Raw genomic sequence first — 17,880 nt, forward strand, 5'->3', positions numbered from 1 at the left:
ATATCTTAGACAAATTACCGCCAGAGAGAAAATTTTTTAGTTAATTCCGTTACTTTGTCCCAGTCTCCAAATAGTATGATGCCATAATAAATAAGATTCTTATCGCTAACTTCTAATGTTCTTTCAATTTGTTCTTTATAGGTGCCAATGGTCATTGTGTCAGTGAAATCATTAAAGATAATATTATTTATAAGTGCTTCCTGGCGTAGTATTCTAATTTTGTTGGAATTTGATGACAAAATAATAAAAGGTAATTCTGAAATGTAGAGGTGAGATCCTCCATCGGCATCTTGATAATTTGTTAAGCGTAATTCTTTGTTACCAATAGCTGCTCCTATACCAATACTCATATGAGCCAATGCATTCATAACCTTACCTGTCTCTATGTTTTTATTGAGAACAGCTACTAATTTATTTTTGAATTTCTCTTCCGACATGAGATGCCTCATCTTCACAGTTTGTGCGTTATAACGCATAATAGGTTATGTTAGCATTGTGCGTTATAACGCACAAGTGATTTCTATGTGTAGGTGAAGTGTGAAAGATATATACAAAAAAATTTCTTTGACTTTAAAGACATTACGTCGTGAGCGTGGATGGAGTTTGGATAAAGCAGCAAAAGAGACTGGGATTAGTAAGGCCATGTTGGGCCAGATTGAGAGGGAGGAATCAAGTCCTACTATTGCTACTTTATGGAAAATTGCCAGTGGGTTTGATACGTCCTTTTCTACTTTTATTGAAGATATTAGTACCGATTTTAACCAACCGGTTTATCGCTCTGGGCAAGCACAACCGCTGCATCCCTCAGATAGAGGGATTAGAGTAATGCCATTGTTTCCTTACGATCATGAGTTAAGTTTTGAAATTTTTGTAATTGAATTATTGCCAGGATGTGAACATTTATCGCCACCACATCAACATAATGTGATTGAGCATGTTGTTGTGGTCAATGGAGAAGTTGAGGTTTTAGTAAGTGATATCTGGAAATCTTTGAGTCAAGGAGAGGGGCTGCGCTTCAATGCCAATCAATTACATGGTTATCGCAATACCTCATCAGAAGTTTCATGTTTTCATGACATTATTCATTATCCAAATAATAAATCTTGATGATATGTTGCATTAACCAATAAATAAGTTAGTGTGATTCGTAAGACTTTGAGGTATTCGATTGGGATTCATTTTAAAAGGTAAAAATATGGTTATTTATGAAGTGAACTTAACTATTAATACGGAAATATACCCACAATTTCAATTATGGTTAAAGAAGCATGCTGCCGAAATCATCCAATTTCCAGGATTTATTCAAGCCTACATTCTAAGGCAGGATAAAGAAGAAATTTCTAATCAGAAAAAATTAACGGTTCAGTATTTGTTAGATAACAGAGATGTTTTAGATAAGTATTTTGTTGAATTGGCACCCATGATGCGTGAGGAAGGGCTTAATTTGTTTCAGAATCAATTTTCTGCTGAGAGAAGGGTTTTGGAAGTGGATGAGGTTATTTTTAAATAATTCTTTAAAGCTACCATGTGTTAATATTTCATAACCGACACCTAAGTGTCTGAGATCTGAATTGTTAATACATAATATTTATCTTATCCATGTCCTTCATTTATTCCTGCGGGAAGCCTTGTTTTATTAGATTAGTGAGTAAATAAACTCTATTTAATTAAATAAATCTTTGTTGCTTTGCTTGTTTTAGTAACTGTTCACGGAATGTTGGATGAGCAATATTAATGAGTTGATTTGTTCTCTCCGTAGTAGATTTTCCCTTTAATTGAGCTATTCCATATTCAGTTACTACATAATCAATATCTAGTCGTGTATCAGTTGCAATCGAAGAAAGTCTCGGGACAATTCTGGATAAGGTGCCATTTTTTGCAGTTGAGCTACTCGCAATAATCGTTTTGCCTCCTTCTGAATAATGCACCCCTCGAATAAAATCTAATTGTCCACCTGCGCCTGAAAATTGGTGCCCAATGAATTCAGAGTTTACCTGCCCACTAAAATCAATCTCAATAAAAGCATTGACGGAAGTCATAAGATTATTTTGCCCAATAACATTAGGTTCATTAACATAAGAAACAGGAAGGCAAATCATTGATGGATTATTGTCAATAAAGTCATAGAGTTTTTTATCACCAATTGCAAAAGTAAATACATTGACATAAGGATGAATTGTTTTGTTGCTATTGGTTACTATTCCCTTCTGGATTAATTCAATCATTCCTGAGGTAATTACTTCAGTGTGGATGCCGAGATTTTTATGCTGGCTTAGTTGTTCGCAAACCGCATTGGGAATACTGCCAATACCCATTTGAATAGTTGCGCCATCAGGAATTAAAGATGCGATGTGCTGACTAATTTGCTGGTCTAATTCATTTGTAGGTTTTGATGGTTCTTCTAATAGGTCAACTGTATTTTCGACAATAGCATCCACTTCAGAAATATGGATTAAAGTGGCACCTGCTGTTCTGGGCATATTGCTATTCACTTCAACAATTAATTTGTCAGCATAGCGTGCCAGTTCGATCGCATAATCTCCGTTAGTTCCCAGATTGAAATATCCAAATTTATCCATTGGCGAGACCGTAACAATAAAAGCATCGAGTGTTGTTAGAGCCTTGATAGTGGAGGGATAACGGCTAAAATTGACAGGAACAAAATTAATATATTTTTTACCACGAGCATATCCTCGCTCAGCCAATAGAACTTCTCCTTTGGACAACATAGAAGAATAAGGTCTAATAACATGAAGTAATTCTTCTTGAAAGATTGTTTGTAATGCAATCTTCCCACAGCGAAGATAATAAACCTTCACTTCCTTTAAGTCCCCTGAGTTTGCGCGATCTGCCAGAGCGTGGCATAAGGCTGGAGGGGTAGCAGCTCGCATACCCATGGAAATTACTGCCGTTTGGGGGATTAAATTTACAGCTTGTTCAGGAGACCGTAATTTGCATTGGTATTGCTTATCAAAGTTCATTTATCATCCTAATAAATACCCAAAGTTGAGGGAAAACTTGATAATTTAATGGAGTTTGTTGATTATAAATGGTGGCTATGGGTGGACTCGAACCACCGACCTCAGCATTATGAGTGCCGCGCTCTAACCGGCTGAGCTACATAGCCATAAGAGGCGTGATTTTGTCTTTTTCATGCGCTGATGTCAAGACTGTTTCCTAGAATTTTTATAATTAATTTTTTGAGTTTGGGTTTATCAAAAAATTAAGCTAAGTTATTCATAGAGGAAGTTGATTGGTAAATGTATAAAATCATCTTTAGCACTTATGCAAAATTCCAATTTCTTTGTTAAAAAATATTTTTAATTCGGTTATTTAGTTTATCTAAACTCTCTCATTAAAAACATTTTATGTTCCAATTCTGAAGTTTTACATAAGTCCTAATCTTAAATGAACACTTCATAACCCACCGTTTATAAAAAAGGGGGTTATGAAATGCAAGGACTAGGTTTAAATAATTAACAGATAAAGAGCTCCTGGTCCACGAAGTACCTGGACTAGCAATTGTTGCTTTTTATCGTGTGCAATGGCTTGTAACGATTTAAGGTCTTTAACCGGTGTTTTGTTCGCAGAAATAATAATATCACCAGGTCGTAAGCCAGCCCGCCATCCAGCGCTGCTTTCAGAGGCACCTACGACTTGAACTCCAACAACATTGCCATGAGGAGGAGATTCCTGTTCAAAATTACGTAAGGCTAATCCATAGAGAAATGGATTGTTGGACTGTAATTTCTGTTCGTGTTTTTTGATATCAGTTACTTCTACGTCCAAGGTTAGGGGTTTATTATCACGTATAACCTTAATTTTAGCAGTAGAGCCAGCACGTAACAGGCTAATTGTTGTTTTGACTTGCGTGGCCTGGGTTATCAGGGTTTCATTAATTTGCACAATAATGTCGCCTGCTTGTATACCAGCTAGTTGAGCAGGAGAGTTCTCATTGACTTGTGATACCAGAGCACCTTGAAAGTCCTCAGCATATCCCATGGATTGAGCAAGTTCTGGAGTTAAATGTTGAACGAATATCCCCATTAAACCACGGTGAATAGAGCCAAATTTAATGATTTGCTGTGCAACATCTTTTGCCATATTAATAGGAATGGCAAAACCGATACCAACATTACCTCCATAAGGGGAAATAATTGCTGTATTAATGCCAATTAATTCGCCTTTTGCATTGACTAAAGCGCCCCCAGAATTACCGGGGTTAATTGCGGCATCTGTTTGAATGAAGTTTTCAACTCCTTCAATATTCAAATCACTGCGCTTTAATGCACTTACTATACCAAAGGTAGCCGATTGACTGTTTCCAAAGCTGTTTAATCCAAATGGGTTTCCAATAGCTACAACATAGTCACCAACTTCTAATTTGTCAGAATCACCTATCACTAAAGACTTCAAATTTTTAGCATCGATTTTTAAAACGGCCAAGTCTGTTTCACTATCACCACCAATTAAACGAGCTTTCAGCCTTCTGCCATCCTGGAGGGTTACAGTAATTAAATTGGCATTTCTGATAACGTGATCATTAGTGATAATGACGCCATTTTTAGGGTCAATTATTACTCCTGAACCTATGCTTTCAAACTTTCTGCCTTTTTCGGGTATTCTAGACGGTTGTTTGTTATCTTGGCCATCATCTTCACCTGAGTGTCCGGATGAGGCCACATCATTAGGTAAATATCCTTGAACCGCTACATTAACAATTGCTGGCATAGCATTTTTTAGTACAGGAGCCAAGCTAGGCATAGTACTGGCATCTTGTGCCGCATTGGTTATAGGAATGAAAAAGATAAGTAAAGTTGTTATAAATAATTTTATACGTGTAATCATATTATTAATCCTGATTTTGCTCATTGATCCAGATGAAAGTACCTATTCTACCTGTTTGTGACTCTCTGCGATAGGAATAGAACTCATTTTTTAACTCAAAAGTACACAAATTTGACTGAAACACGGATTTTATGCCTTCTAAATTAAGAATGATTTCGGCCATTTGAGGCAAATTGGCTAGCCATTTAGCTTGAGTTGGCTCAAATGCTTTTCTAGTTGGTGGGTATTTCTTGTTAAAAGATAAATATACTTCTTCACCGACTTCATAACATTTTTGACAAATAGCCGGGCCTATCCAGGCAAGTAGATCCGTTGCGTTACTATTCATCTTTTTTATTGTATTTTCTATGATACCATGATACAGACCCTTCCATCCAGCATGAATAGCCGCAATTTCAGTTCCTTGTTTATTACAGAGCAGTATTGGCAGGCAATCTGCTGTCAGTATTACCAGAGGTTGCTTGGATAAACGAGTTATTGCTGCATCAGCATCCCTATTTTTTTCTTCTTCTATAGTGACACAGACTGTACTATGAGTTTGTTCTAGCCAAGCCGGTTCTGAAGGAAGAGCGAAACATTCCATGAGTTGTTGTCTATTTTTTAAGACATCATACTCTTTATCACCAACATGTAGCCCTAGATTATTGCTAGCATAAGGCTCTTGACTGAAACCTGATATACGGGTAGTGCTAAACGCTGTAATGTTTTTGGGTGCTGCCCAGTTGGCAAATCTATTTTTCATAATGTTGATCCAGAGTGTTTAACAGTAATTTGAAATCATCAGGTACTGGTGCTTCAAATGTTAATTCAATATTTTTTATTGGATGATAAAATGAAATAAATCGTGCATGCAGTGCTTGTCTTTTAAATTGTTTTAATATTGACAAGACGTTTTCATTAGCATGTACAGGAAATCTTATACGACCACCATATAGTTGATCACCTACAACAGGGTGATTGATGTAGTTCATATGCACTCTGATCTGATGGGTGCGTCCTGTCATTAAACTTACATTGAGTAAGGTAAAGTCATTGTAATGTTTATTGACAGTATAATGAGTAATCGCCTGACGTCCATGCTCAGTGACAGTCATCTTTAATCTATTTCTAGGGTGTCTGGCAAATCCTGTATCTATGGTTCCTCCAGAAATGATGTGACCATGAACCAAAGTGATATAATCGCGTTTGATTTCGCGTTCCTGCATCTGTCTTACTAGATTAGTATGACTAATCAGGCTTTTAGCGACAATTAATAACCCAGTGGTATCTTTGTCTAAACGGTGAATAATTCCAGCACGCGGGAGTTGCTGTAGTTCAGGTGCATGATGAAGTAGGGCGTTGATTAAGGTATGTTCTCTATTTCCAGCACCAGGATGTACAACCAGTCCGGCTGGCTTATTAACGATCAGGATTTCCTCATCTTCATAAATGATCTGGATTGGAATGTTTTCAGGTTCGCAAAGGTTGAAATCTGTATTGATTTTTGTATAGTCGACAGTGATCCTGATCAGATCACCATCCTTTGCTTTATCCTTTGGTTTGCATGGTTCGTTGTTAAGTGTTACTGCTCCAGTTTTAATCCAATTACTGATAAGAGAGCGTGAATACTCAGGGAGTAACTGAGCAATCACACTATCTACTCGTTGGTTATGAAGTTCACGGGGTACAGATAGTTGTTTTTGGATGTGTTCAAGCATTAGTTTGGTTTTGTCTCCATTTCATGCAGGCGTCCTCTTAATGAGTTAGGTAATGCATCACTAATTAGGACTTCTACAAATTCTCCTATTAAATGAGATGGGCCGTCAAAATTAACAACACGATTACATTCAGTACGTCCAGATAACTGTTGCTCACTTTTTTTGGAAAGTCCTGTAACCAGGATTTTTTGTTTACTGCCGATCATGGATTCACTGTAGCGGGCGGCATTCATCAGCAATCTGTTTTGTAAAATCTGTAAACGTTGTTTTTTGACATCCATTGGTGTGTCATCAGGGAGATTAGCCGCTGGAGTACCAGGTCTTGGGCTATATATAAAACTGAAGGAGGTATCAAATCCAATTTCATGTACGAGATCCATGGTATCTTGGAAGTCTTTATCTGTTTCTCCTGGAAATCCTACAATAATATCAGTAGATAAGCGGATATCTGGTCGAACTTTTCTTAATTTACGAATTTTTGATTTGAACTCCAGAGCGGTATATCCTCGCTTCATTAATGATAAAATACGATCTGAGCCACTTTGTACTGGAAGGTGCAAATGATTCGCGAGTTCCGGAACTTCGGCATAGGCATTAATTAAATTCTCTGAGAATGCCAGAGGGTGTGATGTTGTAAATCGTATTCTACCGATTCCGTCTATGGCCGCAATGTAATGAATTAATAAGGCAAGATCTGCTGTATTGCCATTGTCCATGATGCCTCGATAATCATTAACATTCTGACCTAGCAAATTGATTTCTCTTACACCTTGAGTAGCCAGTTGATAACATTCGGCCAATACATCATCAAATGGTCTGCTGATCTCTTCACCTCTGGTATAAGGTACTACACAAAAGCTGCAATATTTACTGCAGCCTTCCATTATAGATACAAAAGCCGTTGGGCCTTCTGCTCTTGGGGCGGGCAAATGATCAAATTTCTCTATTTCAGGGAAACTGATATCAACGACGGATTTATTTTTTTGAATTCGCTCATTAATCAGGGCAGGGAGCCTGTGTAACGTCTGTGGTCCAAATACAATATCAACAAAAGGAGCTCTTTTTATTATATCGGAACCTTCCTGACTGGCTACGCAACCACCAACTCCAATAAGGACATGAGGGTTTTTGGCTTTATATTCTCGCCACTGACCCAATTGGGAAAAAACTTTTTCTTGCGCTTTTTCTCGAATTGAACAAGTATTTAGTAAAATAACATCAGCCTCCTCAACTAGTTCAGTTTTAACCAGGCCATGGGATGCATGAAGTACTTCCGCCATTTTAGAAGAATCGTATTCATTCATTTGGCAGCCGTTTGTTTTGATATATAATTTTTTAATCATTTTAATTCTACTATTGAAATGTCGGTATTATTTCATTAATTAACACTTTGGCAATAGGTTTCTTTGATTTTTGGTAATATCAGAAGTGCAATGATCATCCCTATTGGAAGGATTGATAGCGCAGTATGATAAGCTTCCAAAGGATAAACTCTTACAGTTCCTATCATTTGACCATCCCACATTTTATCCAGAATATAGCCAATCAAAGGTTGTGCCAGTGCAATTCCAACCATATTCATCATATTCATGAAACTAAGACCAGTTGCTACATATTTTTTATTGCATAACTCTTTTGCTACAGAGAAGGCTGGCAGGAAACCTGCAGAAAAAATACCAAAAGCAAAGAGTAGAATTTCCATTGTTATGGATGAAGTGATAGGAGCAAAAATAAAGAGGATGGAACAAATGCTAGCACCTATGCACCCTATATATAAAGGTGGTTTGCGTAGACCTATACGGTTTGAGAATAAACCCCACAGAGGACTGGCAATAGCCCAACCTATAAATACTAACGAGATAAAATTAGCAGCAGTCGATTTCGCAATTAGCATTTTATTCATTAGGAATGGAACACCCCACAGCCCACAAAACACAGGAGTCGCCATGTACATTAAACCACCATAGGTAGCAATCAGCCAAAGTTGCTTGTTTTTCATCAAAGTTAATAGACTTGGTATTAAACGCTCTTCTTCAATGGGATGCTGATGAATAGTTGGAACAAAATTTTTGGGGGTATCTCTCGCAACCAATATCAGTAGAATAGCTAAGAGTAGTCCAATGCTACCCATAATAATCATACTTTCACGCCATCCAAAATTATCAATTAGAAGAGCTAAAGGTGCTTCTCCGCCTATTGCGCCCATCATGCCTATGGTTACCATCAGTCCTGTCAATAATGCAAATTTCTGAGCAGGGAACCAGTTAGCAGCTAATTTCATAGTACCGACTGCAGCAAATGCAGAACCAAAGCCAATCATAAGTCTTGCTATACAAGCCATAAAGAAATTATCAGTCATACCAAATGCAATAGTACTGACCGCACAAACTACTGTAGCAAGGGTTAATAATCGTTGTGGACCAAAGTAATCCATAAGGACTCCGCCAGGAAGTTGCATGGCAGCATAAGAATAAAAATAAATACCTGACAAAATACCTAAAGTATGGCTGGTTACAGAGAAATCTCTCATTAGCTCATTACTCATTACGCTTGGGGATACTTGCAGCAAACATTCATAAAAATAGAATAAACAACCTAATCCCCATACCATCCAGGGCATAATTGAACTGACATTAGTTTTATTGATCGATTCGGACTGTACATTGTAATGAGCCATTGTTTTAAAATTCTCCATATTTATCCAATCGTTAGATTTTATGAAAGTTATGAGTCAAAAAAAGAGGATATAGATGGTACTTCCTTATTTCCTGATCTTTCATCAAAAATGCATTTATTTTATTCACAGAGTAAATTTATACGTTAACATACCTGGTAGGAAAATTCACCAAATAAAATATTATCAGGTTGACCACAATTTGTCTATTTGGGAGGGAATTACCAGGAAAGTGCTTTCCATATTAGACTTCTTACCAAGCTCTTCTGTAGTGGGAAATTGCTTCGTCGATACAGTGCTCGAATCCTCATATGCTAACGTGTACACTCTGGTTCTGCGCTGCATTTCTCCTCGAATTTCCCTCTCTCCAGCGAGTTTGGTAAGAAGTCTATTTAATTTATTGATCATTCGGATCATTTGGTGCATCGAGAATGACTCGTGTTCCTTTCATTCCACCACCAGGTAGATCGATAAATTCTTCATTTAGCCAACGTGCATCTTCAATAAACATGCGAACACAACCATGGCTGGCCCTATATCCTGGAACTTCATAACTCCCATGCAGCGCATAGCCTCTAAAAAAGTGCATGCAATAGGGCATTAAAGCACCGCCATGCTCACCGTTCGCTCTTCTGGGGAAAACAGTGGAAACACAATCAATATCCTGTTTACGGATAATTCGAAATGAACCCGTGGGTGTAGAACATCCCCCTAGTACCTTACACTTGCCAATGCCAGATGATATAGGCCCCCACCACAATAATTCACCATCTTCATCATAAGCCCCCCAAGCCAGTTTCTTTTGACTCACATAAATGGTTTTTTCTCCATTTGGTTCAATGTATCGAGGGAAAGGAGAGACGTCATAGATAGTGAGGCGCTCAATATTTTTAGGGACAGCTATAATCATTCCTGGTCTAAGTCTGGTATTCATCCGATTAATTCGTCTAACGATATCTCGTTCTTCTACATTAGGAAATAACTCTTCCCAAGTTTCACCACTTCTTACTTTCATACAAAAATATTCAGATAGATTACAAAGAGTTTCTCCATAACGTTTTTGGGCATGTGCCATATGAATGCTGGCTACTAAAAGGCAAGTTATGGATATTAATATTGATATAATTCTATTCATAATGAAGTCAATTTATCCATCCTAACCTGTTTGGCGGCATATTATGAAAAAACTTTATATTTTAATTTGATGTAAATTTTTCTTTTCGATAACGAGACTTACTATTCATCATGGCGTTGTGGCTTGGTTTGAACCTATTATTCATGTGGCAACGACGGTGATGTGTAAACTTAGGAAAAAATGGATTATAAAGCAGGATTGTGCATGGAGAAGGGGCAATTATTATATAAATATAAAGCTGTTTCTGTCATCAAAAATAGAATTAGCCACACGAACCAGGAATTTTATGTTTCATATTACTAATTACTCCCTGATATTGGAATTAATTGCTTGCCATGCCTGATGTACCTCAGCTAGTAACATATTGGATTGAGCTAACAAATCTTCATCATTTTTTAAATTGGCTTTTAGAAGAATTTGTTGGATATATTCATATAATTGGAGTAAATTTTCTGCAATTTCACCGCCTTTTTCATGATTCAGACTCATTTTTAACCCTTCAATGATGCTAATTGCTTTGCTGATATGCTCACCTTTTTCCTTAATTTGATTGCGTTGTATATTACCTTGAGCTGTAGCGATGTGAGATCTGGCGCCCTGAAGCAATAATTCTATTAGTTCATGGGGAGATGCAGTCTCTATACGAGTCTGTAGCTCTATTGACTTATATTGGTTAGACAGTTGCGAATATGGGTTTTTCATTGTGATTACCTCATATTATTTGATTTTAAATTGGGGTAAGTTAGCTAATTGTTGAGATAGAAAAACACTCGTATTTTGTAGTTGACTTAACAAAGTATCCAAAGCAGTAAATTGTTTTAAGTAGCGAGTTTCAATGGACTTACGCCTGGCATCAATCTCGTCTTGTATTTTAGTTAATTGCTTGGTTTGGTTATTAAGTTGATCCTTTCTTTGATCTAAATCACCTTTCGCTTCGATGTAAGTATCTAGCAAAGAGCTTAACTGAACTGCGATACCATCTGTCACAGTTACGTGTCCACGGGCTCCAATAGAGCCGGAAAACACGTTAATCGATAGACCTCCCAAGTTACTGCTTCCTGTCAGTGCAACACCATCCGATGAAGTAGCAGATAAACCTCCAATTGTCCCAGACATGCTGACTCCAGGAGTAAATTCAGTTAATACTACATCATAGTTGCCTGCCTTCACTGTTGAATTAACAGATTTGACAGCGATGCCTGTGTCACTGGCTTTAGCAGTCTTTGCAAATAATGCACCTATTTCTTTGTAATGATTATCGAGGGCTGTTTTATACTTGTCTTGCTTGATTTCCAGTAAACCTTGCTTATTAGTGATTATTCCTAAATCTGCTAATGAGCGGATTGGTCCTTCTTGGTTGGCTAAAGGACTGGTTGCCCACTTGTTTAAATTGAGTTTTAAATTTCGGAATTGTGGATCGCCCTGAAATACACCGCCTTGCTTGGTTTCAATGTTGTAACCAGTTAAATTGGTTAAAAAAGTCATAGCGTCGTTGTATTGTTTTATAAATTCATTGATTAAGGTAGTTAGTTGGTCTTTGTTATCATCAATGGTCAAGTTAATGACTTTACCTATCTCTGCTTTTTTTAAATTGATGGTGACCCCTGTTATAGCCTCATCCAGTTGATTAGAACTTTGATTCAAAGTCAGACCATTAATTTTAATCGTGCTGTTTTGTGCTGCTACTGTTTCAGTTAATGAGTTTACTCCTGTCGTAGGATCATAATTCAAGGAGTTAACTCCACCACTAATTTTCATAGCATAGTTTTCTCCAGTTTGAGAGGAGGTAATGGTTAGTCTTGAGCCAAGGCTATCCTGAACTATGCTCGCTATTACTCCTGAATTAGTATTATTAATAGCGTCTCGCACTGCCGCAAGGCTATCATTTCCAGGGGCAATTGTAACATTGACCGAATTAGCTGATGGATTAGGTGTAAAAGTAGTTTTATCACTGTTATAAGTTCCAAAATCGATTGTTATTGTTCCGCTTCCTGTGTTCGTCATATAAGAACTTGCCAGGCTTTGTTGTTGAGCCAATTTTTGGATTTCAATTTGATAAGTGCTTTTAGAGGCACTGGCTCCTAAAGTAACCGAGAAGTAATCCGGATCACTAATGTTTGATTTCCTGGTATAGAATTGGTTGAGATCAGAAAGTTTGGTCAATGAGGCTTGTAAATTCGCCAGATAATTTTTTAGTTGGCCGATCGCCGATAACTCGGTATTAACACTGCTTAACTGTTTGTCATGACGTACTTGCGATGGAGTAATTTCAGCAGTAACTATGGCATCAACTAAACTTTTTACGTCAAGCCCTGACCCTACTCCCGGTGATGAAAGTTCCATAGAGACGTCCCTTTTCTATGTTGTTATTATAATTTAATTAAATTTCTAGTACGTATACTAGTTGATTAAACGTGTTTGTCGATAGAACCACTAATAATATCATCAAGCAAACTTAGTAATTTTAAATATTCATCAGAAGGCATTTTGCGTAACACTTTATCTGATATTTTTTCTGTTATTATAGTTTGCAGCAAACCTGTTGCTTTATCCAGCGCCTGTTTTGTTTCTGCATCCAAAGCAGAATCATAAACTGTATTTTTAGTTTCTGATTTAATTGCCTCTTCAGCCAATTTTATTGGTTCAGTCTGAGACGTTTTATTAACTGAGGATACAGGTTCAATGTTCATTTTTTACTCCTTTTTATACCCTTTTGGTAGGTATAAATAAATCGAAGTGCAGCTACTACTGCACTTCGATTATGACATCCTAACGACCTAATAATGACAACACAGATTGTGGCAAGCTATTGGCCTGTGCCAGCATGGCTGTGCCTGCTTGTTGCAGGATTTGGTTTTTGGTTAAAGTAGCCATTTCAGCAGCGTAGTCAGCATCTTGAATACGACTTCTTGCGGCTGTTAAATTGTCTGATACGTTTTGCAAATTGGCTATGGTCGATTCAAAGCGGTTTTGCAAAGCCCCCATATCAGCTCGGTTGGAGTTTACGCTATTTAGTGCTGCGTCAATTCTTTTAATAGCTGTGTTGGCTCCATCAACTGTGCTGACATCAAGTGAATCTACGCCTACTGTGTCTTTAGCTATGCTTGCACTTAACCCTACGTTGGCAACAGTACCTCCAATGGCGATAGTATCGGTAGCACTGATAGAAAGTGTTCCTCGTAATGCGCCATCGAAATCCCCACCAGTAACTGTTAAACCGTCAGTACCTGCAGTGAAACCAGTACCGCTCTCTGTAACAGTAATGTTTCTACCGTCTGAAGCGGTGAGGGTCAAATCTCCACCATTAAGTGAGGCGACAACGCCAGTTTGATTACTCACACCGTTTATCGCATCACGAAGCGCTGAATTGGTTAATGCGGTGGCCACATCCAAGTTAGTGAAAATTGCAACACCATTAAGTGTCAAGTTATAAGTGTCACCTGCGGTTCCACCAATAGGGCCAACGGTTTGAGTACCATTTGTAGAGGCAGTCACTGTTAAACCACCTATCCCGGCATCATTGATGGCTGCTGCTTTAGCATAAGCAGAAGTCGCATCCTGGCCGTTTAGAGATCCCGTGAAGTTAGCAGAAGAGTTAATACTCGTTGCAGCTCCACCACCAATTGCAATAGTAATATCTGCAGCTGCAGCAGCGGCCACTTCATTTCCCGTAGAGGTTGCAATACCACCGATGGAAGAAGCCTTGATGCTGCCAATACTAAAATTGATTGTTTGGTTTGCATTGGCACCGACCTGAAAGCTCGCACTAGAGAAAGAGCCATCAAGAATTCTTTGGCCGTTGAATTCAGTGTTTAGGGCAATCCGTTCCAGCTCACTTTTTAATTGCGATACTTCACTTTGGATTGAAGCACGGTCGGATGAGTTATTGGTTGAGTTTGCCGCTTGAACTGAAAGTTCACGCATACGTTGCAAAATATTGGTTGTTTCTTGCATTGCTCCTTCAGCTACCTGAGCCAGAGAGATACCATCATTAGCATTCCTGACAGCCTGATTCATACCTCGGATTTGTGCGGTCATTCGTTGCGAGATTGCAAGTCCTGCTGCGTCATCTTTGGCGCTATTAATTCTTAATCCCGATGATAAACGTTGAATCGAAGTTTGCAACATGTTATTCGAAACGCCTAAATTCCGTTGGGCTGTAAGCGATGCCACATTGGTGTTGATTACTTGAGCCATAATTTTAGTCTCCTCAGACCTGAATCCCTGGTATGGGACATTTGTATTCAGCAAATTCGATTTATTGTTGTGAATTTACTGTACCCGATACAGTTATCGGAAATGATGGAAAAAACTTTAGAATGGAACACAATTTTTTTGAAAAATTGAAAAAAATTGTTTAATAAAATGAGAGTGTTAAATAATATTAGTTTGTAATAAAATGTATGCAATAACTTTAATATCGCTAACCAAACATTATCTCGTAAAAAAGATTGCCTTTTATAAGCTGGAATTAGAACAAAAGACCTATTGATATAAGAAGACAGGTTGATTATCTCGTGTTGTATTCATATTAAATATAGGCATTTCAGATTATTGTTTTCTGTGTATAATATCCGATTCGATAATATTAGGTTCCAATTTATGAGCTGGCTTAAAAAACTATTACCCTCAAGAATAAGGACGGAGACTTCCCAAAAGAAGGGTGTACCGGAGGGATTATGGCTTAAGTGTTCTGGATGTAATGAAGTACTTTACAGTACTGAGTTGGCAAAAAACTTCATGGTTTGCCCATCCTGTAATTTTCATCATCGGATTTCAGCACGTGTGAGAATTTCACAATTTCTGGATGAATCGGGACAAGAAGAAGTGGCTGCAGCACTGGAGCCTCAAGACAGATTAAAATTCCGAGACTCCAAGAAGTATAAGGACAGAATTTCACAGGCTCAAAAAGCGACTGGTGAGAAAGAGGCATTGATTGTTGTTAAAGGGTTTTTAATGCACCAACCAGTGATCGTCAGTTCTTTTGAGTTTAATTTTATGGGCGGCTCCATGGGGGCAGCTGTGGGAGAAAAATTTGTCAGAGCAGTCAACCTCGCTACTGCTGAAAAACGACCTTATATTTGCTTTACAGCCAGTGGTGGTGCACGAATGCAAGAAGGCTTGTTTTCTTTAATGCAAATGGCTAAGACATCCGCTGCTTTGGCAAAATTCTCTGAAACAGGATTGCCTTTTATTGTCGTGTTAACTGATCCAACGATGGGTGGTGTATCGGCCAGTTTTGGAAGTCTTGGTGATGTGATTATTGCCGAGCCGAATGCTCTAATCGGCTTTGCCGGACCACGAGTTATTGAGCAAACAGTTAGGCAAACTTTGCCTGAGGGCTTTCAACGAAGTGAGTTTCTCCTTGAACATGGTCATATCGATATGATAGTTGAACGCAAACACCTTAAGTCAACGATATCGGAATTGGTTTCCAAGTTGACTCATAAGGGAAAGGAGAATTTTTTTGCGCATGCCATGGAGTGAATGGGATTTAAACCACTGGCTAACCTATTTGGAAACCAGGAATACCCAGGAAATACAGCTTGGTTTGACAAGGGTTTTGACCGTAGCCCAGAAATTAAATTTGAACACCCAGGACTGCAAAGTAATATCAGTTGCAGGAACTAACGGGAAGGGATCTACTGTTGCAGCACTTGAAACAATTTATTATCAGGCAGGCTTCCGTGTAGGAGCATACACCTCACCACATCTTCTTGTATTTAATGAACGAATTCGAGTTAACTTAACCCCCATTCAAGATAAGGATTTATGTCAAGCTTTTTCAATTATTGAGGAAGCTCGTCACACCATTCATTTAACCTATTTTGAAATGACCACCCTTGCTGCCTTATGGTATTTTAAACAACAGAATTTGGATATCCTTATTCTTGAGGTAGGGCTAGGTGGAAGGCTTGATGCGACAAATATTGTGGATGCTGATTTAGCGATTATTACTACTATTGACTTTGATCATCAGGATTTTCTAGGTGAGACACTTGATCGAATAGGGTATGAGAAAGCTGGAATAATAAGGAATAATAAGCCTTTTATTTATGCGGATAACTCTCCACCAGAAAGTGTGATTGATGTTGCAACTCGGCTTGGCGCGCCGTCTTATTTATATGGCAACGATTATGTTTATCACGAAGAGATAGATAATTGGGGAATTACTTATCTTGGGAAATTATTGAGTTGTTTGCCCAAACCTGGAATTCAACTTAAATCAGCAGCAGCTGCTATAATGGCTAGTCATTTGTTGCATAAGGATCTGCCTGTATCCTGTGATGCCATTGAAAACGCAATGAGGTGTATTGATATACCAGGGCGGTTACAGCTACTAAAAGGCAAAATTAATGTTTTATATGACGTATCCCACAATCCCCAGTCAGCTCGATTACTTGCAGACACGGTAAAAAAAATCAATATAAAAGGACGTGTTCACGCGGTCTTTTCTGCTTTAAAGGATAAAGATCTTTATGGATTGATTATGCCTTTAAAGGATTGTGTTAATCATTGGTATCCTGCACAATTAGATAATAAACGTGCTGCGAGTAAAGAGAAATTACTTTCAGTATTAAGGGAAGCAGAAATTTTTATAGATATTTGCTATAATAGCCCCCTAATTGCGTTTGAAACAGCACTAAAGCAAGCGTTAGACGAAGATTTAATTATTATTTATGGTTCATTTTTTACGGTTAGTCATGTAATGGCTGCCCAACATAATCTTTTGGAGCAGAAGGAGAATCAATGAAACTGGTAATGGATGAGAAAGTTAAACATCGCTTGGTAGGATTGGCCGTTATTATTTCATTGGGGGCGATTTTTGCTCCTGCATTAATAAAAAAATCCAGCCAAAATCCTGAAAGTAATTTTAGTGTAAACGTGAAATTGCCGCCAAAACCATTGCCTCCTAATGTGGTAGTTACTGATGAACAAGAAGTGTTCAAAACTATAAAAGTAGCCAGGGCAGAAATACCTCCCATTTCAGTTGAAAAGCAATCAACTAATTTAGTAAAAGCGGAACCAATCACATCTGGTACTGGTACGGATAGCACTATTAAAGCCTCTGGGATTGCCAAGGTTGAAGCAGACAGTACTCATTCTATTAAAGAGCCAATTAAGTTAGCAGTAAATAAGGCGGCGAATGCTACCGCAAAAAAAGTGGTTACATTAGCCGCTGCAAAACCAGTGAGAGTAACCCCAGTTGCCACAGCAAAGAAAGGAACTAACAAGAAGGTTAATGCGGCTACAAAGGTTGCTGCCAAACCAGTGATTAAAAGAGATATGTATGCTGTTCAGCTGGCTTCGTTTTCTCAAGTATCAAATGCCCAAGCATTAGTTAATCGATTGAAGAGTAAAGGATATAAGGCTAATTTCATCAAATCCAATAGTAGAAATGGGGTGATTTATAAAGTAGTTGTAGGGCATTCACCAGTGAAAAATGATGTAATTAAATTAAAAACTCAGTTGGCTAATGCTATGCAATTAAATGGTTTTGTTGTAAATACTGGAGTTAGTTAGCC

At 38.0% G+C, this 17,880-nt stretch carries 17 protein-coding genes and 1 tRNA gene; 5 read left to right on the forward strand and 13 right to left on the reverse strand.

Annotation, left to right across the window (positions count from 1 at the left end; translation table 11 throughout):
* Window positions 1-14: 14 nt before the first annotated feature.
* Window positions 15-437 carry a DUF2000 domain-containing protein gene (locus ACZ5EK_RS06910; RefSeq protein ID WP_464432146.1) on the reverse strand — a complete coding sequence of 141 codons (423 nt, stop codon included), beginning with the start codon at window positions 435-437 and terminating at the stop codon, window positions 15-17.
* Window positions 438-537: 100 nt separating this feature from the next.
* Between ACZ5EK_RS06910 and ACZ5EK_RS06915 the strand changes: the two genes are divergently transcribed.
* Window positions 538-1,107 carry a helix-turn-helix domain-containing protein gene (locus ACZ5EK_RS06915; RefSeq protein ID WP_464432148.1) on the forward strand — a complete coding sequence of 190 codons (570 nt, stop codon included), beginning with the start codon at window positions 538-540 and terminating at the stop codon, window positions 1,105-1,107.
* An 88-nt stretch (window positions 1,108-1,195) separates the two neighbouring features.
* On the forward strand, window positions 1,196-1,510 hold the full coding sequence (locus ACZ5EK_RS06920; protein WP_464432150.1) for a DUF4286 family protein: 315 nt from the start codon (window positions 1,196-1,198) through the stop codon (window positions 1,508-1,510).
* Between the two features lie 157 nt (window positions 1,511-1,667).
* Here the strand turns inward: ACZ5EK_RS06920 and ACZ5EK_RS06925 are convergent, their stop codons facing one another.
* The 12 genes from ACZ5EK_RS06925 to ACZ5EK_RS06980 all read right to left on the reverse strand — a co-directional run bounded on the left by ACZ5EK_RS06925 (window position 1,668) and on the right by ACZ5EK_RS06980 (window position 14,551).
* Window positions 1,668-2,981, reverse strand: a complete 1,314-nt coding sequence (locus ACZ5EK_RS06925) for an acetyl-CoA hydrolase/transferase family protein (protein ID WP_464432151.1) — start codon at window positions 2,979-2,981, stop codon at window positions 1,668-1,670.
* Between the two features lie 69 nt (window positions 2,982-3,050).
* Window positions 3,051-3,127 (reverse strand) — tRNA-Met (locus tag ACZ5EK_RS06930).
* A gap of 341 nt (window positions 3,128-3,468) precedes the next feature.
* Window positions 3,469-4,848 (reverse strand): Do family serine endopeptidase, encoded by a 1,380-nt coding sequence (locus tag ACZ5EK_RS06935; RefSeq protein ID WP_464432154.1) that lies wholly within the window; start codon window positions 4,846-4,848, stop codon window positions 3,469-3,471.
* A gap of 4 nt (window positions 4,849-4,852) precedes the next feature.
* Complete coding sequence (pgeF, locus tag ACZ5EK_RS06940; protein ID WP_464432156.1) at window positions 4,853-5,590, reverse strand: peptidoglycan editing factor PgeF; 738 nt, start codon at window positions 5,588-5,590, stop codon at window positions 4,853-4,855.
* Window positions 5,580-6,545, reverse strand: coding sequence for a 23S rRNA pseudouridine(1911/1915/1917) synthase RluD (gene rluD / locus ACZ5EK_RS06945; RefSeq protein ID WP_464432158.1), 966 nt, complete (start codon window positions 6,543-6,545; stop codon window positions 5,580-5,582). Before rluD ends, pgeF begins: the two co-directional genes overlap by 11 nt.
* The gene (gene miaB, locus ACZ5EK_RS06950) at window positions 6,545-7,888 is read right to left on the reverse strand and encodes a tRNA (N6-isopentenyl adenosine(37)-C2)-methylthiotransferase MiaB (protein WP_464432159.1); all 1,344 of its coding nucleotides are present in this window, start codon (window positions 7,886-7,888) and stop codon (window positions 6,545-6,547) included. The genes rluD and miaB overlap by 1 nt, the downstream gene beginning before the upstream one ends.
* 35 nt (window positions 7,889-7,923) lie before the next feature.
* Window positions 7,924-9,222 carry an MFS transporter gene (locus tag ACZ5EK_RS06955; protein WP_464432160.1) on the reverse strand — a complete coding sequence of 433 codons (1,299 nt, stop codon included), beginning with the start codon at window positions 9,220-9,222 and terminating at the stop codon, window positions 7,924-7,926.
* A 394-nt stretch (window positions 9,223-9,616) separates the two neighbouring features.
* The gene (locus tag ACZ5EK_RS06960) at window positions 9,617-10,294 is read right to left on the reverse strand and encodes a L,D-transpeptidase (RefSeq protein ID WP_464432466.1); all 678 of its coding nucleotides are present in this window, start codon (window positions 10,292-10,294) and stop codon (window positions 9,617-9,619) included.
* A gap of 363 nt (window positions 10,295-10,657) precedes the next feature.
* Window positions 10,658-11,056, reverse strand: a complete 399-nt coding sequence (fliS, locus tag ACZ5EK_RS06965; RefSeq protein WP_464427310.1) for a flagellar export chaperone FliS — start codon at window positions 11,054-11,056, stop codon at window positions 10,658-10,660.
* Window positions 11,057-11,071: 15 nt separating this feature from the next.
* Window positions 11,072-12,697, reverse strand: coding sequence for a flagellar filament capping protein FliD (gene fliD / locus ACZ5EK_RS06970; protein ID WP_464432161.1), 1,626 nt, complete (start codon window positions 12,695-12,697; stop codon window positions 11,072-11,074).
* A gap of 65 nt (window positions 12,698-12,762) precedes the next feature.
* Window positions 12,763-13,044: a hypothetical protein gene (locus ACZ5EK_RS06975; protein ID WP_464432162.1), complete on the reverse strand. Its 282-nt coding sequence runs from the start codon at window positions 13,042-13,044 to the stop codon at window positions 12,763-12,765.
* Window positions 13,045-13,123: 79 nt separating this feature from the next.
* Window positions 13,124-14,551 carry a flagellin N-terminal helical domain-containing protein gene (locus tag ACZ5EK_RS06980; protein ID WP_464432163.1) on the reverse strand — a complete coding sequence of 476 codons (1,428 nt, stop codon included), beginning with the start codon at window positions 14,549-14,551 and terminating at the stop codon, window positions 13,124-13,126.
* A 405-nt stretch (window positions 14,552-14,956) separates the two neighbouring features.
* Here ACZ5EK_RS06980 and accD point away from each other — a divergent pair, with 405 nt between their 5' ends.
* From accD to ACZ5EK_RS06995, 3 genes are read left to right on the forward strand one after another with little or no spacing between them, the layout of a single operon-like run.
* Entirely contained in the window at window positions 14,957-15,841 is an 885-nt protein-coding gene (gene accD, locus ACZ5EK_RS06985) for an acetyl-CoA carboxylase, carboxyltransferase subunit beta (RefSeq protein ID WP_464432164.1), read from the forward strand.
* Window positions 15,822-17,108: a bifunctional tetrahydrofolate synthase/dihydrofolate synthase gene (folC, locus tag ACZ5EK_RS06990; protein ID WP_464432165.1), complete on the forward strand. Its 1,287-nt coding sequence runs from the start codon at window positions 15,822-15,824 to the stop codon at window positions 17,106-17,108. The genes accD and folC overlap by 20 nt, the downstream gene beginning before the upstream one ends.
* Window positions 17,105-17,878, forward strand: a complete 774-nt coding sequence (locus tag ACZ5EK_RS06995) for an SPOR domain-containing protein (protein ID WP_464432166.1) — start codon at window positions 17,105-17,107, stop codon at window positions 17,876-17,878. The genes folC and ACZ5EK_RS06995 overlap by 4 nt, the downstream gene beginning before the upstream one ends.
* Window positions 17,879-17,880: the final 2 nt, after the last annotated feature.

This window comes from Legionella sp. JM-2024 (genome assembly GCF_055389095.1).